Annotated in this window: 15 protein-coding genes and 1 tRNA gene; 5 read left to right on the top strand and 11 right to left on the bottom strand. The window is 67.1% G+C overall.

Going from position 1 to position 15,955, the window contains the following annotated elements; translation table 11 throughout:
* Window positions 1-41: 41 nt before the first annotated feature.
* Complete coding sequence (gene ptsP / locus QZX62_RS01640; protein WP_294171659.1) at window positions 42-2,306, bottom strand: phosphoenolpyruvate--protein phosphotransferase; 2,265 nt, start codon at window positions 2,304-2,306, stop codon at window positions 42-44.
* Between the two features lie 77 nt (window positions 2,307-2,383).
* Here ptsP and QZX62_RS01635 point away from each other — a divergent pair, with 77 nt between their 5' ends.
* Complete coding sequence (locus QZX62_RS01635; protein ID WP_294171658.1) at window positions 2,384-3,637, top strand: hypothetical protein; 1,254 nt, start codon at window positions 2,384-2,386, stop codon at window positions 3,635-3,637.
* A gap of 3 nt (window positions 3,638-3,640) precedes the next feature.
* On the opposite strand, the gene QZX62_RS01630 is transcribed toward QZX62_RS01635, so the two are convergent.
* On the bottom strand, window positions 3,641-4,657 hold the full coding sequence (locus tag QZX62_RS01630) for a nitronate monooxygenase (RefSeq protein ID WP_294171657.1): 1,017 nt from the start codon (window positions 4,655-4,657) through the stop codon (window positions 3,641-3,643).
* Entirely contained in the window at window positions 4,654-5,889 is a 1,236-nt protein-coding gene (locus QZX62_RS01625; protein WP_294171655.1) for an aspartate kinase, read from the bottom strand. The genes QZX62_RS01630 and QZX62_RS01625 overlap by 4 nt, the downstream gene beginning before the upstream one ends.
* Window positions 5,890-5,941: 52 nt before the next feature.
* On the opposite strand from QZX62_RS01625, the gene ubiG reads away from it, so the two are divergent.
* The 3 genes from ubiG to QZX62_RS01610 all read left to right on the top strand — a co-directional run bounded on the left by ubiG (window position 5,942) and on the right by QZX62_RS01610 (window position 7,826).
* Window positions 5,942-6,688 carry a bifunctional 2-polyprenyl-6-hydroxyphenol methylase/3-demethylubiquinol 3-O-methyltransferase UbiG gene (ubiG, locus tag QZX62_RS01620; RefSeq protein WP_294171654.1) on the top strand — a complete coding sequence of 249 codons (747 nt, stop codon included), beginning with the start codon at window positions 5,942-5,944 and terminating at the stop codon, window positions 6,686-6,688.
* Between the two features lie 120 nt (window positions 6,689-6,808).
* Complete coding sequence (locus tag QZX62_RS01615; RefSeq protein WP_366926173.1) at window positions 6,809-7,327, top strand: hypothetical protein; 519 nt, start codon at window positions 6,809-6,811, stop codon at window positions 7,325-7,327.
* 286 nt (window positions 7,328-7,613) lie between these two features.
* Window positions 7,614-7,826 (top strand): hypothetical protein, encoded by a 213-nt coding sequence (locus QZX62_RS01610; protein WP_294171653.1) that lies wholly within the window; start codon window positions 7,614-7,616, stop codon window positions 7,824-7,826.
* A gap of 208 nt (window positions 7,827-8,034) precedes the next feature.
* On the opposite strand, the gene QZX62_RS01605 is transcribed toward QZX62_RS01610, so the two are convergent.
* The 4 genes from QZX62_RS01605 to QZX62_RS01590 form a co-directional block, all read right to left on the bottom strand.
* On the bottom strand, window positions 8,035-8,706 hold the full coding sequence (locus QZX62_RS01605) for a glutathione S-transferase family protein (protein ID WP_294171651.1): 672 nt from the start codon (window positions 8,704-8,706) through the stop codon (window positions 8,035-8,037).
* A gap of 98 nt (window positions 8,707-8,804) precedes the next feature.
* Window positions 8,805-9,245, bottom strand: coding sequence for a hypothetical protein (locus QZX62_RS01600; protein ID WP_294171649.1), 441 nt, complete (start codon window positions 9,243-9,245; stop codon window positions 8,805-8,807).
* 71 nt (window positions 9,246-9,316) lie between these two features.
* Window positions 9,317-10,117, bottom strand: coding sequence for an undecaprenyl-diphosphate phosphatase (locus QZX62_RS01595; protein WP_294171648.1), 801 nt, complete (start codon window positions 10,115-10,117; stop codon window positions 9,317-9,319).
* 6 nt (window positions 10,118-10,123) lie between these two features.
* On the bottom strand, window positions 10,124-11,107 hold the full coding sequence (locus tag QZX62_RS01590) for an NAD-dependent epimerase/dehydratase family protein (protein ID WP_294171647.1): 984 nt from the start codon (window positions 11,105-11,107) through the stop codon (window positions 10,124-10,126).
* A 69-nt stretch (window positions 11,108-11,176) separates the two neighbouring features.
* Here QZX62_RS01590 and QZX62_RS01585 point away from each other — a divergent pair.
* A tRNA-Leu gene (locus tag QZX62_RS01585) sits at window positions 11,177-11,263 on the top strand.
* A gap of 26 nt (window positions 11,264-11,289) precedes the next feature.
* Here QZX62_RS01585 and QZX62_RS01580 read toward each other — a convergent pair.
* The 4 genes from QZX62_RS01580 to QZX62_RS01565 form a co-directional block, all read right to left on the bottom strand.
* Window positions 11,290-12,696 carry a DUF2264 domain-containing protein gene (locus QZX62_RS01580; RefSeq protein ID WP_294171646.1) on the bottom strand — a complete coding sequence of 469 codons (1,407 nt, stop codon included), beginning with the start codon at window positions 12,694-12,696 and terminating at the stop codon, window positions 11,290-11,292.
* Window positions 12,697-12,846: 150 nt separating this feature from the next.
* The gene (locus QZX62_RS01575) at window positions 12,847-13,209 is read right to left on the bottom strand and encodes a response regulator (protein ID WP_294171644.1); all 363 of its coding nucleotides are present in this window, start codon (window positions 13,207-13,209) and stop codon (window positions 12,847-12,849) included.
* Complete coding sequence (locus tag QZX62_RS01570; RefSeq protein ID WP_294171643.1) at window positions 13,206-13,484, bottom strand: sensor histidine kinase; 279 nt, start codon at window positions 13,482-13,484, stop codon at window positions 13,206-13,208. Before QZX62_RS01570 ends, QZX62_RS01575 begins: the two co-directional genes overlap by 4 nt.
* Complete coding sequence (locus QZX62_RS01565) at window positions 13,466-15,952, bottom strand: PAS domain S-box protein (RefSeq protein ID WP_294171642.1); 2,487 nt, start codon at window positions 15,950-15,952, stop codon at window positions 13,466-13,468. Before QZX62_RS01565 ends, QZX62_RS01570 begins: the two co-directional genes overlap by 19 nt.
* Between the last annotated feature and the right edge of the window lie 3 nt (window positions 15,953-15,955).

Below are 15,955 nucleotides of genomic sequence, written 5' to 3'. Positions count from 1 at the left end.
TGTCAGCCGCGCGGGCCGGTCATTCCGCCCCGGTACGCCGACTATCCCAGCACGACGCCCTGCCGCTTGGCCCAGTCGGCCAGCGCCTTGCGCATGTTGCGTGGCGGCGCGGCCAGCAGCTGCTCCATCCTGGCGCCGACCGCGTCGGCATCGAGCGAGCGGATCATCGCCTTGATCGCGCCGACGGCCGCGGGGGTGATGGAAAAATTGTTGATGCCGAGGCCGATGAGCGCCATCGCTTCCAACGGACGGCCGCCCATCTCGCCGCATACCCGTACCGGCACGTTGGCGGCGGCGGCCTCGCGGGCCACCCGGCGGAGAAAGCGCAGAATGGCCGGGGACAGCCAGTCGTAGCGCTCCGCCAGGCGCGGGTCGGCGCGATCGGCGGCGAACAGGAATTGGGTGAGGTCGTTAGTCCCGATCGACAGGAAATCGATCCGCGGCAGCAGCTGGTCGAGCATCTCGGCCAGGCTCGGCACCTCTAGCATGGCGCCGAACTCAATCCGCGCCGGCGCCGGGCGATTGGCCGCGCGGGCCCACTCGACCTGCTCCTCGAACAGGGCGCGGGCTTCCTCATACTCCCAGGGCTCGGAGATCATCGGGAACATGACCCGCAACACCCGCCGGTCCGCCGCTTCGATCAGCGCCCGCGCCTGCGCCTTCATCAGGGTCGAGCGTGACAAGGACAAGCGCAGCGCGCGCCAGCCCATGGCGGGGTTCTCGGCTTCGTCCTTTTCGTCGGCAAGATAGGGCAGCGCCTTGTCGCCGCCGATGTCCACCGTGCGGAAGACGACGGGCTTGTCGCCAGCCGCGTCCAGCACCTTGCGGTAGAGCCTGAGCTGGCTGTCGCGGCCGGGCAAGGTGGCGGAGATCAGGAACTGAAACTCGGTCCGGAACAGGCCGATCCCGTCCGCGCCGACGGTCTCCAGCTGCTCGGCATCCTCGGCCAGCCCGGCGTTGACCATGATGGTGCACCGCCGCCCATCGCGCGTGATGGGCGGGAAGGGTCGCAGGGCGACATATTCGGCGCGGCGCTTCTGGCTCATCGCCATGCGTGCATCGAAGCTGGCGGAAACCGGACCGCTGGGACGGACCACCAGCGCGCCGCTGTCGCCGTCGACGAGGATGGTGTCGCCTTCCGCAGCGGTGTGGCGGATGTCGGGCACCCGGCCGATCACCGGCACGCCCATCGCCCGCGCGACAATGGTGACGTGAGCGGTGAGCGAACCTTCCTCGAGCACCACCGCCTTCAGCCGCCGCCGGTCGTACTCCAGCAGCTCGGCCGGGCCGAGGTTGCGCGCGATCAGCACCGCGTCGCGGTTGAGCCCGGTCTTGGCGGCCGTTTCCAGCCGACCGGAAACGATCCGCAGCAGCCGGTTCGACAGGTCCTCAAGGTCGTGCATCCGCTCCTTCAGCAGTGGATCGTCGATCTCCAGCATCCGGGCGCGCGTGCGTTGCTGCACCCGCTCGATCGCCGCTTCTGCGGTGAGGCCGCTGTCGATCGCCTCGTTGATGCGCCTGGACCAGCCCTCGTCATAGGCGAACATCTTGTAGGTCTCGAGGATCTCCGCATGCTCGCCCGCGGTGCCGAACTCGGCCTCGCGGGTGATATGCTCGATCTGTTCGCGCATCTTGCGGAACGCGGAGTAGACGCGGGCGCGCTCGAGCTCGATGTCCTCCGCGACCGTATGCTCCACCAGCACGCGCGGCTCGTGAAACACAACGGTGCCCCGGGCCATCCCGGCGACCAGCTTGAGCCCGGCCAGGCGGACCATGCCGTCGCGCTGCCGGCGCCGGTTGGAACCGTCGACCAGGCGGGCGCCGGCGATCAGTTCGGACAGCACCATCGCCACCGTTTGCAGCGCTTCGATCTCGACCTCTTCGTAGCGCCGCGCGTCGGCATGCTGCACCGCCAGCACGCCGATAGCGTTCTCGCGTCGAACGATCGGGACGCCGGCGAAGCTGTGGAACTTCTCTTCCCCCGTCTCCGGCCGGTAGGCGAAGGCCGGGTGAGTCGAGGCTTCGGCCAGGTTGAGGATCCGGCCTTCGGCAGCGATGGTGCCGACAAGACCCTGACCCATGGCCAGCTTGGTGACGTGCACCGCCTCCTTGCGCAGCCCGTGGGTGGCGAACAGCTCCAGGCTGCTGTCGCGCAGCAGGTAGATGGAGCAGACTTCGCTCTTCATCGCTTCGGCGATCAGGTCGACCACCCGGTCGAGCTTGGCCTGCGCCGAGCCGCGCCGGGCCATCACCTCATGCAGCCCCGTCAATATCTCACGGGCAGCGGTGGCGGCGGTCAGCGGCATGCGCTCAGCGCTATCAGGAAGGCGCCTGGCCGCCAAGCGAACGGTACCCGGTGCACGCCCGGTGCGTTGGCCCTCGCATGACCCACAAGCCTGGCATCTTTCCGACCTTCTTTCTGTCCGGGTTCGAATGTTCGACCTTTAAGTGGAAAGATCAGGGCCGCCGCGACCTGTGCGAGGAAACGCAGCACCGGGCGCATGCGGACGAGGACTACCGGATGTTGGCCGAGCTGGGGATCGGCGTTGCGCGCGAAGGCATCCCCTGGCCGCTGGTCGACCGTGGCGGCGGGACCTACGATTTCGATTACATTCAGCCGTTCCTGCAGGCGCAGCGCCGTTGGCAGGTGCTGCCGATCTGGGACCTGTGCCACTATGGCTACCCGGATCACTGCGATCCCTTCAGCGCCGACTTTGCGAAAGAATTCGCCGATTACGCGCGGGCTTGTGCGCGGCACGTCGCAGAGCATGACTTCCACGGCCCGCACTTCTTCACGCCGATGAACGAGATAACCTTCTTCGGCTACATGGCGGGAGAATGGGGCTGGGCCGCGCCGTTTGGCAAGGATCGCGAGACCCGCCGCCGACTGACGCTGGCGATGTGCCGGGCCGACATCGCTGCGGTCAAGGCGATCCGCGAGGTGCTCCCCGACGCGCGCATGGTGCATATCGATCCGCTGATCCATGTGGTCGCACCGCTGAACCGCCCGGACCTTGAAGACGAGGCGCGCCGCGAGCGCGAGGAAGATGCGCACATCGCCTTTGACGTGATCGGCGGCGGGCGCCATCCGGAGTTCGGCGGCAGCCCGGAGGTTCTCGATATTGTCGGCTTCAACAACTACAGCTTCGGCCAGATGGAGCTGTCGGAGGAGGGCCCGCACAAAGCGCTTCCGCCGGGCGACCCGCGCATCCGCCCACTGGCCGACCTGATCGAGGAGGGCGCCAAGCGGCACGGCCGGCCGGTGATCATCGCCGAAACCTCAGGGCTGAAGGGCGGCCGCGGCGATTGGCTCCATGACGTCACCTGCGAGGCGCTGGCGGCGGTGAACCGCGGCGTCGACCTGCACGGCATCTGCCTGTTCCCGGCGGTCGACATGCCCGACTGGCACAATGGCGAGTGGCTCAACAACGGCATCGCCGACCTGGAACGGCTTCCGTCCGGAGCGCTGATGCGCAAGCCCTTTCCGCCCTACGTCGCGGAACTACGCCGCTGGCAGCACCGGCTACACCGCGCCACCGCATTGGACGAGAATCCGTTCGACACGGCCGTGGAGTTGGAGGACGTGGTCATCGCGGCCAAGGAGCTGGCTCCAGCAGCCGACACCGACTGGCACTGAACTCTAGCCGCGGCGTTCCAGGGCGGCCGCGGCTTCGTCCACCAGTTCGCAGATGATGTCTGCAGTGGGTTCTTCCTTGGTCACCATGCCGACCGACTGGCCGGCCATGACGCTGCCCGTCTCGACATCGCCGTCGATCACCGCGCGCCGGAGGGCCCCGGCCCAATAATGCTCGATCTGGAGCTGCGCTTCGGCCATCTCCAGCTTCTTGCCGTCGAGATGCTCTGCAATCTCGCGCTGCTTGGCAGTGAAGCGCTCGGTTTCCTTGTTCTTGAGTGCGCGCACCGGGATGACCGGGAGCCGCGAGTCGAGCTGGACGGACGGCACCGCGTCGCGGGCCGAGGCGCGAATAAAGGCGCGCTTGAAGTTTGGGTGGGCGATGCTCTCGCTGGCGCAGACGAAGCGGGTGCCGAGCTGCACCCCGGCGGCCCCCATCTCCAGGAACGCGGCGATGGCCTCGCCCCGGCCGATCCCGCCGGCGACGAACACGGGGATGTCGTTGCAGATATAGGGCAGGATTTCCTGAGCGAGCACGGAGGTCGATACCGGGCCGATGTGGCCGCCCGCCTCCATGCCCTCGATCACTAGTGCGTCGGCGCCCGAGCGCATCAGCTTCTTGGCGAGGCTCAGCGCGGGCGCGAACGCGATGAGCTTGGCGCCGCCTGTCTTGATCCGTTCGATCGCTGCGCCGGGGGGCAGGCCGCCGGCGAGGACGACGTGGCCAACCCCGTGCCTGCCGCACACGTCGATCAGCTCGCTGAGCTGCGGGTGCATGGTGATGAGGTTCACCCCGAACGGCTTGTCGGTCCGAGCTTTGGTTTCGGCGATCTCCGTGTCGAGCAGCTCGGGCGTCATCGCGCCGCAGGCGATCACGCCGAAGCCGCCGGCGTTGCTGATGGCGGAGACGAGGTTGCGCTCGGATACCCAGCTCATTGCCCCGCCGAGGATCGCATGCTCGCAGCCGAGGAACTCCCGCCCGCGCTGCGACTTCTGCGCGAGCCGGACGTGGCCGGCGCTCACGCCGCGGCTCCCGCCGGTGCGTCGAGGCCGAAGGCGGTGTGCAGCACGCGCACCGCCAGCTCCAGCTCGTCCTCGGCGATCAGCGCGCTGACCTTGATCTCGCTGGCGGTCACTGCGTGGAGGTTGATGCGCCGCTCGGCCAGCGTATCGAACATGCGGGCGGCGAGCTGGGGATTGGAGCGGATGCCGACGCCGACGATGCTGACTTTGGCGACCTGGTCGTCCGTCAGCAGCCGGTCGAAGCCGAGGTCGGACTTGAGCCGGTCCAGCGCGGCCACGGCTTGGGCCAGGCTCGCGCGCGGCAGGGTGAACGTGAGGTCGGACGCGCCTGCGCTGGGCGTTGCCGCATGGACGATCATATCGATGCTGATCCCGGCTTCCGCCAACGGCCCGATCACCGCGGCAACCGTGCCCGGCCGGTCGGCGATCCCGGTCAGGGTCACCCGCGCTTCGTTGCGGTCGGCCGCTATCCCGGCGATCGCGTTTCTTTCCATGCCCTCGTCCAATCTCTCGAGAATCTCGGTGCCGGGCCGGTCGTCAAAGGCCGACCGCACCCGCAGCGGAAGCTTTTCACGCATCGCCAAGCCGACTGAACGCACCTGCAGCACCTTGGAGCCGACCCCGGCCAATTCGAGCATCTCCTCGAAGGTGATCTGGTCGAGCTTGCGCGCGCTGGGCACTATCCGCGGATCGGTGGTATAAACCCCCTCCACGTCCGTGTAGATGTCGCAGCGATCGGCCCGCACGCCGGCGGCGATGGCGACCGCGCTGGTATCGGACCCGCCCCGGCCAAGCGTGGCGATGCGGCCGTCCTGGCTGACACCCTGGAAGCCGGGGATCACCGCCACCGTGCCGCTGCCGAGCGCCTCGTCGAGCAAGCGACTTTCCACCGCCTCCACCCGCGCATTGCCGTGCGTGCCGCTCGCCTGCAGCAGTTGCCAGCCCATGAAGCTGCGCGCTTCAACGCCCATGTTTTGCAGTGTCATTGCCAGCAGTCCGGCGGTGACCTGCTCGCCACTCGCCACCACCACGTCATATTCACGCGGGTCGTGGAGCGCGGCCGCCTCCCGGCACAGCTGGACCAGCCGGTCCGTTTCGCCAGCCATGGCGGAAACCACGACCAGCACCTCGTTCCCGGCCCCCGCCTCGCGACGCACGCGCGCCGCCACGCTCAAGATGCGCTCGATCCCGGCCATGGACGTGCCGCCGAACTTCATCACGATACGGGCCATGAAGCTGCGGCGGTTCCTTGGGTTGGCGGCGGCGTCCTGTTAGGAGGCGGTCATGGCGGAAACAAGTACAAGCCTGGCCGGAGCGCCGACGAGCATCGTGGCGCGGGAGGCGGAGCATTTCGGCGCGCTGGCGGGCGATTGGTGGGACCCGCACGGCGCGTCGGCCATGCTGCACCGCCTCAATCCCGTGCGGCTGCGCTATCTCCGTGACCGGGTCGACCAGCATTGGCAGGAGGACGAGCGTGGGGTGCGACCGCTGGCGGGCAGAACGGCGCTGGACGTCGGCTGCGGCGCCGGGCTGCTGTGCGAGCCGCTGACGCGGCTGGGCGCAGAGGTCACAGGGGTGGACGCGGCGCCCGAGTTGATCGCCGCCGCGCGGGCGCATGCTGCAGGGCAGGGCTTGGCAATCGACTACCGGGCGTGCGGGGTCGAGGAGATCGGGGGCCAATTCGACCTGGTCACCGCCATGGAGGTGATCGAGCATGTCGCCTCGCCGGAGGGCTTTCTCCGCGACCTGGCTACTCGGCTGGCGCCCGGCGGGCTGCTGATCCTGTCCACCCCCAACCGCACGGCCTGGGCGAAGCTGCTGACCATTACCTTGGCGGAGGGTTTCGGCCGCATTCCCAAGGGCACGCACGACTACGGCAGCTTCATTCCACCGGAGCGCATGACGGCGCTGATGGCGGATGCGGGGCTGCGGGTGGTGGACACGATGGGGATCGCGGCATCGCCTGCGCGCGGGCTGCACCTCAGCGAGGACCTTCGCCTCAACTATCTGGTGAGCGCAGTGGGCGGTTAAGCCACCAAGACTGGCTGAGCTGCCGTTTACCGCGCCTTAGCTAGTCTGGACGTAACCGGGCCCGTCGCGTCATCTCGCGGCGGCTCGGGGGCAATCGAGCCAGAAGAAAGGGGTACATTCATGAAATCGCGTCTTCTCGCGTGCACGCTGCTGTTCGCGCCCGTTTCCGTGTCTGCTCAGGTGGCGGCTGTCCCTGCCGCGCCAGCTCCGATCGCTGCGCCATCGATGGCCAACGCCGTTCTGCGGACCGGCACCGTGGTCCCGCTGCGCCTCAGCCAGGAACTGACCACCAAGGGCAAGAAGCTGCGCGTCGGCCAGCGCTTCCGCATGGAGACCTCCGAGCCGGTGGTCGTGCAGGGCGTAACCGTGGTCCCGGTCGGCAGCCCGGCGATGGGTGAGATCACCGACGTGCGGAACAAGGGCATGTGGGGCAAGTCGGGCCTCCTCGGTGCGCGGGTTCTCTACGTGACGGTGAACGGCCGCCAGATCCGCCTCAGCGGCGCGTTCGACGACAAGGGCGTCACTGGCACCGCTGGCGTGGTCGCGGCGCTCGCCCTTGTTCCGGTGGCAGGCTTCTTCATGACGGGCACCAGCGCCGTGGTCCCCATGGGTGCCAACGTGAAGGGCTTCGTCGATTAGGACGTGACCCTGTCCATCGCTGCGGCGCCTCAGGCACCCTTGGCAGTGGCCGCGCCCGTACAGCCGCTCGTCGCGGCGAGCCAGCCGACGACGGTCCAGAAGTAAGCTTCAGATGTGAAGGGCGGCGCGGTTCGACCGCGCTGCCCTCTCCTGCCTTGCTCGATCCTGCCTCTACTGTGGGGGCGGGGTAGTGGTGTTGCTATCGTTGCCCACGCCGACGTTGGTTGTGGTATCGGTCGTCGTGGTCGTGGTTGTGCCCGGCGGCGACGTCGTGGCGTCGACCTGATTGGTCGGGCCGGTCGTAGTGTTTGTGGTGGTTGTACCCGTGGTCGGGTCGGTGGTCGTGGTCGTGTCGCCCGTCGTACCGACTGACATATCGTTGGTTGGCGCCGACATCGTCGTGGTCGAGCCCTCCGCCTGCGTGCCGTTCTCGCCCTCGCGGGTGGCGCACCCCGCCATCAGGAGCGCCGACGCGCCCAAGGCTGCGATCTTCGAGTAGGACATTGCTCCACCTTCCTGTGGATGCGGACCCGCCACTCGGCGGGCCACGGTAAGTGGCTGATACCACTTCGGGATTTACGCGGTAAGCCGGAAGCTGCCGGTGCGGACGGATGGCGGCTGATGCTGCGCCGTACGCGGCACGGCCTGTCGATACCGGCCATTAACGGTTGTCTGCCCGGTGGCTTTACCTGCGTCACGAGCCCGGCTCAGAAATCCACCTTGTCGTAGTGCGGCGGGGGGACGATCACCTCCATCCGCTCGCTAAGCAGCGGCCGGAAACTCGGGCGCGACTTCATCACCGCGTACCAGTCCTTGGTCTGCTTGTGGCTGCGCCAATCAAGCGCGCCCAGATAGTCAATGACGCTAAGGTGCGCGGCGGCGGTGAAATCCGCCAGGCTCAGGCTCGCGCCGGCGATCCAGCGGCGGTGGTCGAGCAGATAGTCGAGATAGTCGAGGTGGTTGTTGCCGATCCGCATGGCTTCGCGCAGCATCCGGGTGTCGGGACTCTCGTGGCTGACCAGCCGCTTGCGCATCCGCTCCACCATCAGCGGCTCCACCACTTCGCGGAACAGCTTCTCGTCGAACCATGCGGTGAGGCGCCGGATCTCCCCCCGCTGCGCGGCCGTGCCGTGGATCAGCGGCATGCGGTCCACTGTTTCGTCGAAGAACTCGGCGATGGGCTGGCTGCCGATCAGCACGGTGCCGCCGCCCGGCTCCACCAGCACGGGTGTCTCGCCCGCCGGGTTGAGGTCCACGAACTCGTCGCGCCGCTCCCATGGATGCTCGCGAACCAGCTCGATCGCGATCCCCTTCTCGGCCATGAGCAGCCGGACCTTGCGGGAGAAAGGGCACAGGGGGAATTGCAGAAGCTGCCACATGGCTGCGGGCTTTAGCGCGCTGTGGGGTTGCCACAAGCGTCATCCCGGCGGAGGCCGGCATCTCCGACAGTTCAGATCCGGCCTCTGCCGGAATGACGTTACTGCCGCGGGTAGGTCGGGGAAGGCAGGTTGGCGATCGCGCGGCCGATCTGCTCGCCCGCCTGGTTGAGCGCACGGGTAATCACCGGCAGGGTCCGCGCCATCGCCTGGCCGCCCTGCTTCACCGCCACCTTGCCGCGCTTGACTTCGCCATCGAGTTCGCGAGGGTTCATGCCGGTCTCGGTCGCAACCGTCTTGCGCCGATCCTCCGCGGTGACCGGACGGTTCTCCAGCGCCGCTTCCACTTCGCCGACCGGTAGCTCAAGCAACGCGCGGGCAAGCACGCCCGCGACGTTGCCCAGCTGATCCAGGGCCCGCGGGTCGGTCAGCTCCGGCGGCAGCTGCGGCGCCACTGGCGGCGGCGGAGACGCAGGCTGCTGGGCAAGCGCCGGCGACGCGGCGGTCGCGGCAAAAGCGGCGATGGCGAACGGCAGACGCATGAGGGCATTCCCGGAATCAGCGAAGAAGTCAGGAAACTAGCGTGGCGATCTTGCACGCGGATGAACGATCGTCAGCGCAGCCCCAGCCAGACCAGCGCCGCGGCGCCGGCGACGATGCGGTACCAGCCGAACGGGGCAAAGCCGTAGCGGGTGACCAAGCCGACGAACAGCTTCACCACCACCAGCGCCACCACGAAGGACACTGCCGAGCCGATCAGAATGTTACCGTACATTTCAGGCGAAACGCGGTTCCCGTGCTTGGCAAGATAGTAGACGGTCGCTCCCCCGAGCGTCGGCATGGCCAGAAAGAAGCTGAACTCCGCCGCAGTCTTACGGTCCACACCCAGCGCCATCGCGCCGAGGATGGTCGCGCCGGAGCGGCTGACCCCCGGGATCATCGCCAGGCATTGCACCACGCCGACCATGGCCGACTGGCGGATCGACAGGTTGGCGACGCCGCCGCACTCGCGCGGCTTCACCAGCCGCTCGATGATCAGGATGGCGACCCCGCCGATGATCAGCGCCCAGGCGACCACCACCGCGTTGCCGAGCAGCCCTTCGATCATGTCGCCGATCAGCAATCCAAGAACGACCGCAGGCAGGGAGGCGACCACCAGGTTGCGCACGAACCGCCAGGCATCGGGCGAGCGGCGGAACAGGCCGGTCAGCACGTCGGCGAAGGTGCGCCAATAGAGCACCACGATCGCCAGAATCGCGCCGGGTTGGATGGCGACGTTGAACGCCTCCCAGTCCTCCGCGCGAAAGCCGAGCAGTTCGGTCGCCAGGATGAGGTGGCCGGTGGAGGAAACCGGCAGATACTCGGTCAGGCCCTCCACAATGCCGAGGAGGACCACCAACAAGAGGATAGGCATGCGCTTCTAGCCGGCGGACGCTTGCGCGTTGCGGCTGGCGAAACGTCCGCCCTTGCGGAAGCGGCCGAGCCATTCTCCGCCGATCGTGCCGAGCGGCGTGGGCTCGATTCCGAAAGCCTCCAGCCCCGGTCCGCTCGCCACATTGTCCCGTTGCAGCATCAGCCATTGATCGCGGGTCAACGGAGCGCCCGGCAGAAAGCCTGCGCGGCTCATCAGGTCGCCGACGAAGTTCGGCAGGTCCACGATCTCCGGGTCTTGCCCGGCGAGCCCAGCGATCTCCCGGTTGAGCTCACGCATGGTCATGACCTGCGGCCCGCCGATCTCGAAAGTCTTGCCGCCGAACTCCTCGGGATCTGCCGCGGCTCGGGCGAGGGCGCGGGCAAGGTCGCAGACCCAGACTGGCTGGAAGCGGGTTCCGGGCGCGAGCACGGGCAAGAAGGCGCGCTTAGCCATGGCGGCGAAGCGATTGGTCAGCTGATCCTCCTGCCCAAAGACCAGGCTCGGGCGGATGATGGTGGCTGAAGGGAACGCCTCGCGCACGCGCCGCTCGCCCTCGCCCTTGCTGGAGCTGTAGACGGATGGGCTGGCCGGATCGGCACCAATCGCGGACACATGGACGAAGCTTTCGGCGGCGCCCTGCGCGGCGAGCTCGGCAGCGCGGGCAGGAGCCTCGGCATGAACGCGGAGGAGATCGCCGCCGAACGCGCCGACCAGGTTGATGACGCCCCAAGCGCCGTTGATCACCGGAGCCAGCGTATCAGGGCGGGTCATGTCGAGCCGGACGACGTCCAGCTGGCCCACCGCCGCCAGCGGCTGGAGGAAGTAGGCCTGCCGCGGGTGGCGCTGCGCCACGCGCACCCGGACGCCGGTCGCGAACAGCTGCTCGCAGACGTAGCGCCCGACAAAGCCGCCGCCGCCGAGCACGACGACCGTCCGTTCGCGCCAGTTCACATTAGGGTCGATCATGCCGAGCGCCGTAGCCGCACGCATGGAGCGTTGACAAGGCGAGCCGCGCGCCTCTAAGCGCCGCCGCCTACCAGCTAATCAGCAAGCTCCTGTGCCCAGGTGGCGGAATTGGTAGACGCACCAGCTTCAGGTGCTGGCGCTCGCAAGGGCGTGGAGGTTCGAGTCCTCTCCTGGGCACCACTCTTGCTTCGCGGGTAGCTTTTCAACTAAGCGATAGGTCGCCGCGATGAGTAGCGGCGGCGCCAGTATCTGACGTGGTAGTTGTGCGGCTGATGGGGCTTGTGGAATAGACGTTCAACAGCCTTTCGCCAGGCGCCATGCGGCTGCAGTGAAGCATTCTCACGCTCGGGATTGGCGGGGATGGTGATGCTGACCTCTCCTGCGGCCTTGTCACCCCCAACTACCCAGCCGAGCTCTGGATACTCGCGGCGATAATTCGCAACCTCCACGGGCAACCGTTTCTCCGGAGCAGTCCAGAAGGGCGCGTCGTCGGGGTGGAGGAACGCCAGCACCAGCGAACGCAGCGACCATTGGCCGCTCGCCGGACCGGAATAGCGGTCGAGCAGCCGCTTGTCCGCCCGGTGGTAGCCCTGCGTGGCGCAGCCTTGGGCCAGAGCGCCATGACGGACGAAGTACAGCCACACCGCGTCGAGCGCCCGCCGGGCGAGTCCGGGATCCAGGCGGTCGGGGTCGAGGTGCGATTGGATGAGCACCGGGCTCGGCATGGCCATCCGGTAGGGTATGCTGCGGCCCATGATGGGCAACCCCTCGGCCGTGATGAGATGAAGCGTCAACTCGGCCGAAGCGCTTAACGCTTCACGGATGAATTGATGATCCAGCGCAGGACTGACCTGATCGATCCAATAAAGGGCGTAGCTGATCCCCCAGCTGTTGTAGAAATCGATCCCCATCGGCGGGTCGTAGAACCAGCCCGATCCGCGGTAGAGCCCTTTGAAGGCCGCCCATGCCGCCTGGCTGGCGTCGCTGTCCGCGGGCATGCCGAGGGCGATCAGCGTTTCCACGACGAGCACCTGGAACAGCAGCCAGTTGTTCGGAGACACCTCCCGCACAGCCACTGGGCGGAGCCAGTCTGCGATCTGCTGCCGCTCGGCAGGGGTAAAATGGGCCCAGATCGAAGCACGGGTCAGCCACAGGATCAGCGCGATGTCGGCCGCCTCGACGAGCCGCTGGTCCATGTCGCCAATTTCGCCCCAGTAGGTCGGGGCCGCGGGGTCCGTTCCCGCCAGGAGGCCGCCCCGGATCAGGTCCGCGAGGTCGACGGGGGCCGAGGTGCGGGGATCGATCACCTGCTCGCCCCGGCCCGAAGCGAGCCAGCTGGCGAACAGCGGAACCGTGCGTGCGAAACCTTCGAGACCTTCGATCCGATGACCCCTCATGCCCTTGAAGCCAGGGTAGTAGGCGCGCTCCCCGCTTGGCGTCCGGAACTCCAGGAAACCGGCGAGTAGGTAATCGAACAGCAGCTTGTAGCGGTCGAGCGGAGAACGGTCCGGGTCGGCGAACAGCAGCGGAAGCCGGGCATCGGCCCGGTCGAGCAGGCGCGACCTGGGTAGGCGCGCATTCCACCCTTCGACGCGCCTCCGAGTGGGGATCATGGTGCCTCAGGCTCCTGGTGCTCGTCCCTGCCGGAGCAGCGGGTCACGCCGGCGACTCCGGTTCAAGCCTTGGCCTTATAGCGCATGTTCTCACCGGTTGGTTCCAGCTTACTTCGCGTGGCCGCGTGCTCTGGATGTTCGCGGCGCGCCTTAGAAGCGGAGGAGCCGGCACAAGGCCGCGGCAATTTGGTCCTTGCGGTAAGGCTTGGATAGCACATCCACTTCCGAGCGGTCCCAATCGAGCCCGCCTTCGGCATAGCCCGTAGCGAACAGGAACGGAACGCCGCGGCGTTTCAGCTCGTCAGCCACGGCATAGCTGCGCTGCTCGTTAAGGTTGACGTCCAGAATGGCCGCGTCGATCGGTTCGGCACTCGCCAAGGCGACCGCCTCCTCCAGGCAGAAAGCCGGGCCGACCACCTCACAGCCAAGCTCCAGCAAGGCGTCCTCGACGGCAAAGGCGATTACCGCCTCGTCCTCGACCAGCAACACCCGCTTGTTGTGGAGTAGGCTCATGCGGCTTCGGGAAAGGGGGCATCCACGGTGCAAACGATCCCGTCGGGCTGGAAGTCGATGTGCACCGTTCCGCCGAGCTCGGCCGCCAGCCCGCGTTCGATCATCCGGCTGCCGAAGCCGCGGCGGGACGGGGCCTCCACGGCGGGACCCCCGCGCTCCGCCCAGCGAAGATTGAGCCGATCGTCGAGAACCTCCCAGCGTACGTCCACCGTGCCGCCGTCATTGCTGAAGCTGCCGTATTTCAGCGCGTTGGTGGTCAGCTCGTGCACCGCCATCGCCAGGCTGACCCCGTCTTGGGCGACACCATCAGTTCGGGCCCATCCAGTTTCAGCCGGTGATCGTCCGCTTTCACGGCGATGATCGTGTCGCAGATGATCCGGCGGAGGGGAGCGCTTTCCCATTTCTGTTGCGTCAGGATCCCGTGGGCGGCGGCAAGCGCCCCAAGTCGTCCCTCGAACGCGCGAACCATTTCCTCGCGGGGTCGGTCTTGTTTGAAGCTCTGCTGAGCGACGCTCTGGATGATCGCCAGCAGGTTCTTGGCACGGTGGCTAAGCTCGTCGATCAGCAGCTGCTGATGGCGCTCGCCGCGCTTACGGGCGCTGATGTCGGTGAAGGTGGTGACGGCCAGCGACCGCCCCTGCGCGGTTTCTATCGGAGCGGCGCTCACCTCCAGGGTGACGATCTCACCATCGCCGCGGCGGTAGCGGATCTCCTCGTCGATGATCGTCTCCCCGCTCATCACCGCCCGTGACAAGGGATATTCGGCGATGGCGAACGCTGTTCCATCCTCCTTGATCGCATGAAAGATGCCGTAATCCCTGGTCGCGCCGGGACGTACCTCCCGTCCCAGGATCTTTGCGCAAGCCTGGTTGTAGTGGACGAGCCTGCCGCTGGGGACTTCGGCGATCGCCACCCCGATCGGCATCTGCTCGAGCACGCTACGCAGCGTCGCCTCGCTTTCGGCCAGCGCGGCCTCCGCCTCGTGGCGTTCGCTGAGGTCGAGCATGGCGCCGATCATCCGGATCGCCCGGTCGCGGTCGTCGCGGATGACGGTCCCGCGATCCAGGACATGGGCTGAGCTGCCGTCGGCGCGAAGGAAGCGGTATTCATCGATCCAGCTCGACCCGCCGCCGTCGATCACCGCATAGATGCTGTGGTGGATGCGCTCACGGTCTTCGGGATGGATGTGATCCACCCACCATTGCGCATCGGTTCCGCCGACCGCCTCGTCATGACCGAAGCGATTTCGCACCGCTTCATTCCAGATGACGTGCTGGGAAGCGAAGTCCCAATCCCAGATTGGATCATTGGTAGCTTGGGCGATCAGCCGATACCGCTCCGCCGTTTCGTGAAGCGCGGCCTCCGTGCGCCGGCGCTCCGTTTCATCGCGCACGACCTTGATGAAGCCGCGCTCCTGCCCAAGCTCGTAATGCGGCAGCGGATGGACCGAGCCGTTGAGGAAGACGCGGGTTCCGTCCAGCCGCTGGTGCCAGCGTTCGTCCGGGGCGCAGCCCTCCCGGCGAGCGATAGCGATTTCTTCTTCGGGCTGCTGGGCTGCGCGGTCCTCGGGAGTGAAAAGTTCGTCTCCACTGCGGCCAATGGCTTCGTCACGGGTGATACCGAAAATGTCCGCGGCCCCTTGCGACCAGCTGGTGATCCGCCGCTCAGGATCGATGGTGAAGATCGCATAGTCCGTTGCGCTGTCGACCACGACCCGCAGGCGCTCCTCGCTTTCGCGTAGGATCGCTTCGGATCGGACCCGCTCCCCATGCGCCCAGCTCCGCTCGGTCGTTTCAGCGATCAATGACAATTCCGCCGCCGTCCAGTCACGTGGATGCTTGTTGTGCGCCGCCATCAAGGCCGTCAGCCGGCCGTCTCTGACCAGCGGAATGCACACGGTCGCTCCAAGCCCGAGATCAAGCAGCAGGGCGCCTTCGTCCGGTCCCAGCGCCGCCAGCGTGTCGCGGGTGATGAATGGTCGTCCTTCGTGCAGCGCTTCGTTGGCGGTCGGCCCGAACGCAGTCAGGCTATAGGTGCCCACGATCGATTGGGAGCCCGGTGCCGCCCAATCGCCGCGGATGGTGAACCGGTCCTCGTCGGGATCCATGTCGGCGTAAGCGATTACGGAGGTGCCGAGCTGTTCGCCAAGCAGGCGCGCGGTCGCCGCCATGACCTCCGTTGGGCTCGACAGCACGCTTGTTGCGGTGGAAAGCCGGTCAAAGAAGCGCAGGCGCTCGGTTGCCTGTCGCATGGCTTCGACGGCCCGAACGGCCGCGGTCGTCTCGACCACGACCGCCAGCACCCCGCCCGGCCTGCCGCCTTCATCCAGCACCGGCGAGTAGTCGAGGTTCATCCAGACCTGTTCGGGACGGCCGTGGCGGTGAAGCGTCAGTTCCTGGTTGCGGTAGCTAAGGGTGCCGCCGGCCAGCCCGACCGTCATCACTTGGTCGTTGAACTCCGCAACTTCCGGCCAGCCTTCGCGGACCTTGGAGCCGAGCAGTTCCAGGTGCCGGCCGCCGGCAAACACCGAATAAGCATCGTTATAGATCATGATGCCGTCCATGCCCCACAGCATGACCATCGGCACGGGGGAGTGGAGCAGCAAGCCAGTGGCCACCTTCAGGCTGGAAGGCCAATCCGCGGGATCACCAAGGCTGCCCGACCAGTCCATGGTCGCCATGAGCTTTGCACATTCCCCATCGTTGTGGAGGAAGCCGATCGGCGATGGGGCGGTGTCGAGCATGCT

This window comes from uncultured Sphingomonas sp. (genome assembly GCF_902806265.1).
Classification (GTDB): domain Bacteria; phylum Pseudomonadota; class Alphaproteobacteria; order Sphingomonadales; family Sphingomonadaceae; genus Sphingomicrobium.
The sequence above is the reverse complement of the archived record's forward strand: the minus strand, read 5'-3'. Positions and strand labels throughout refer to the sequence as shown.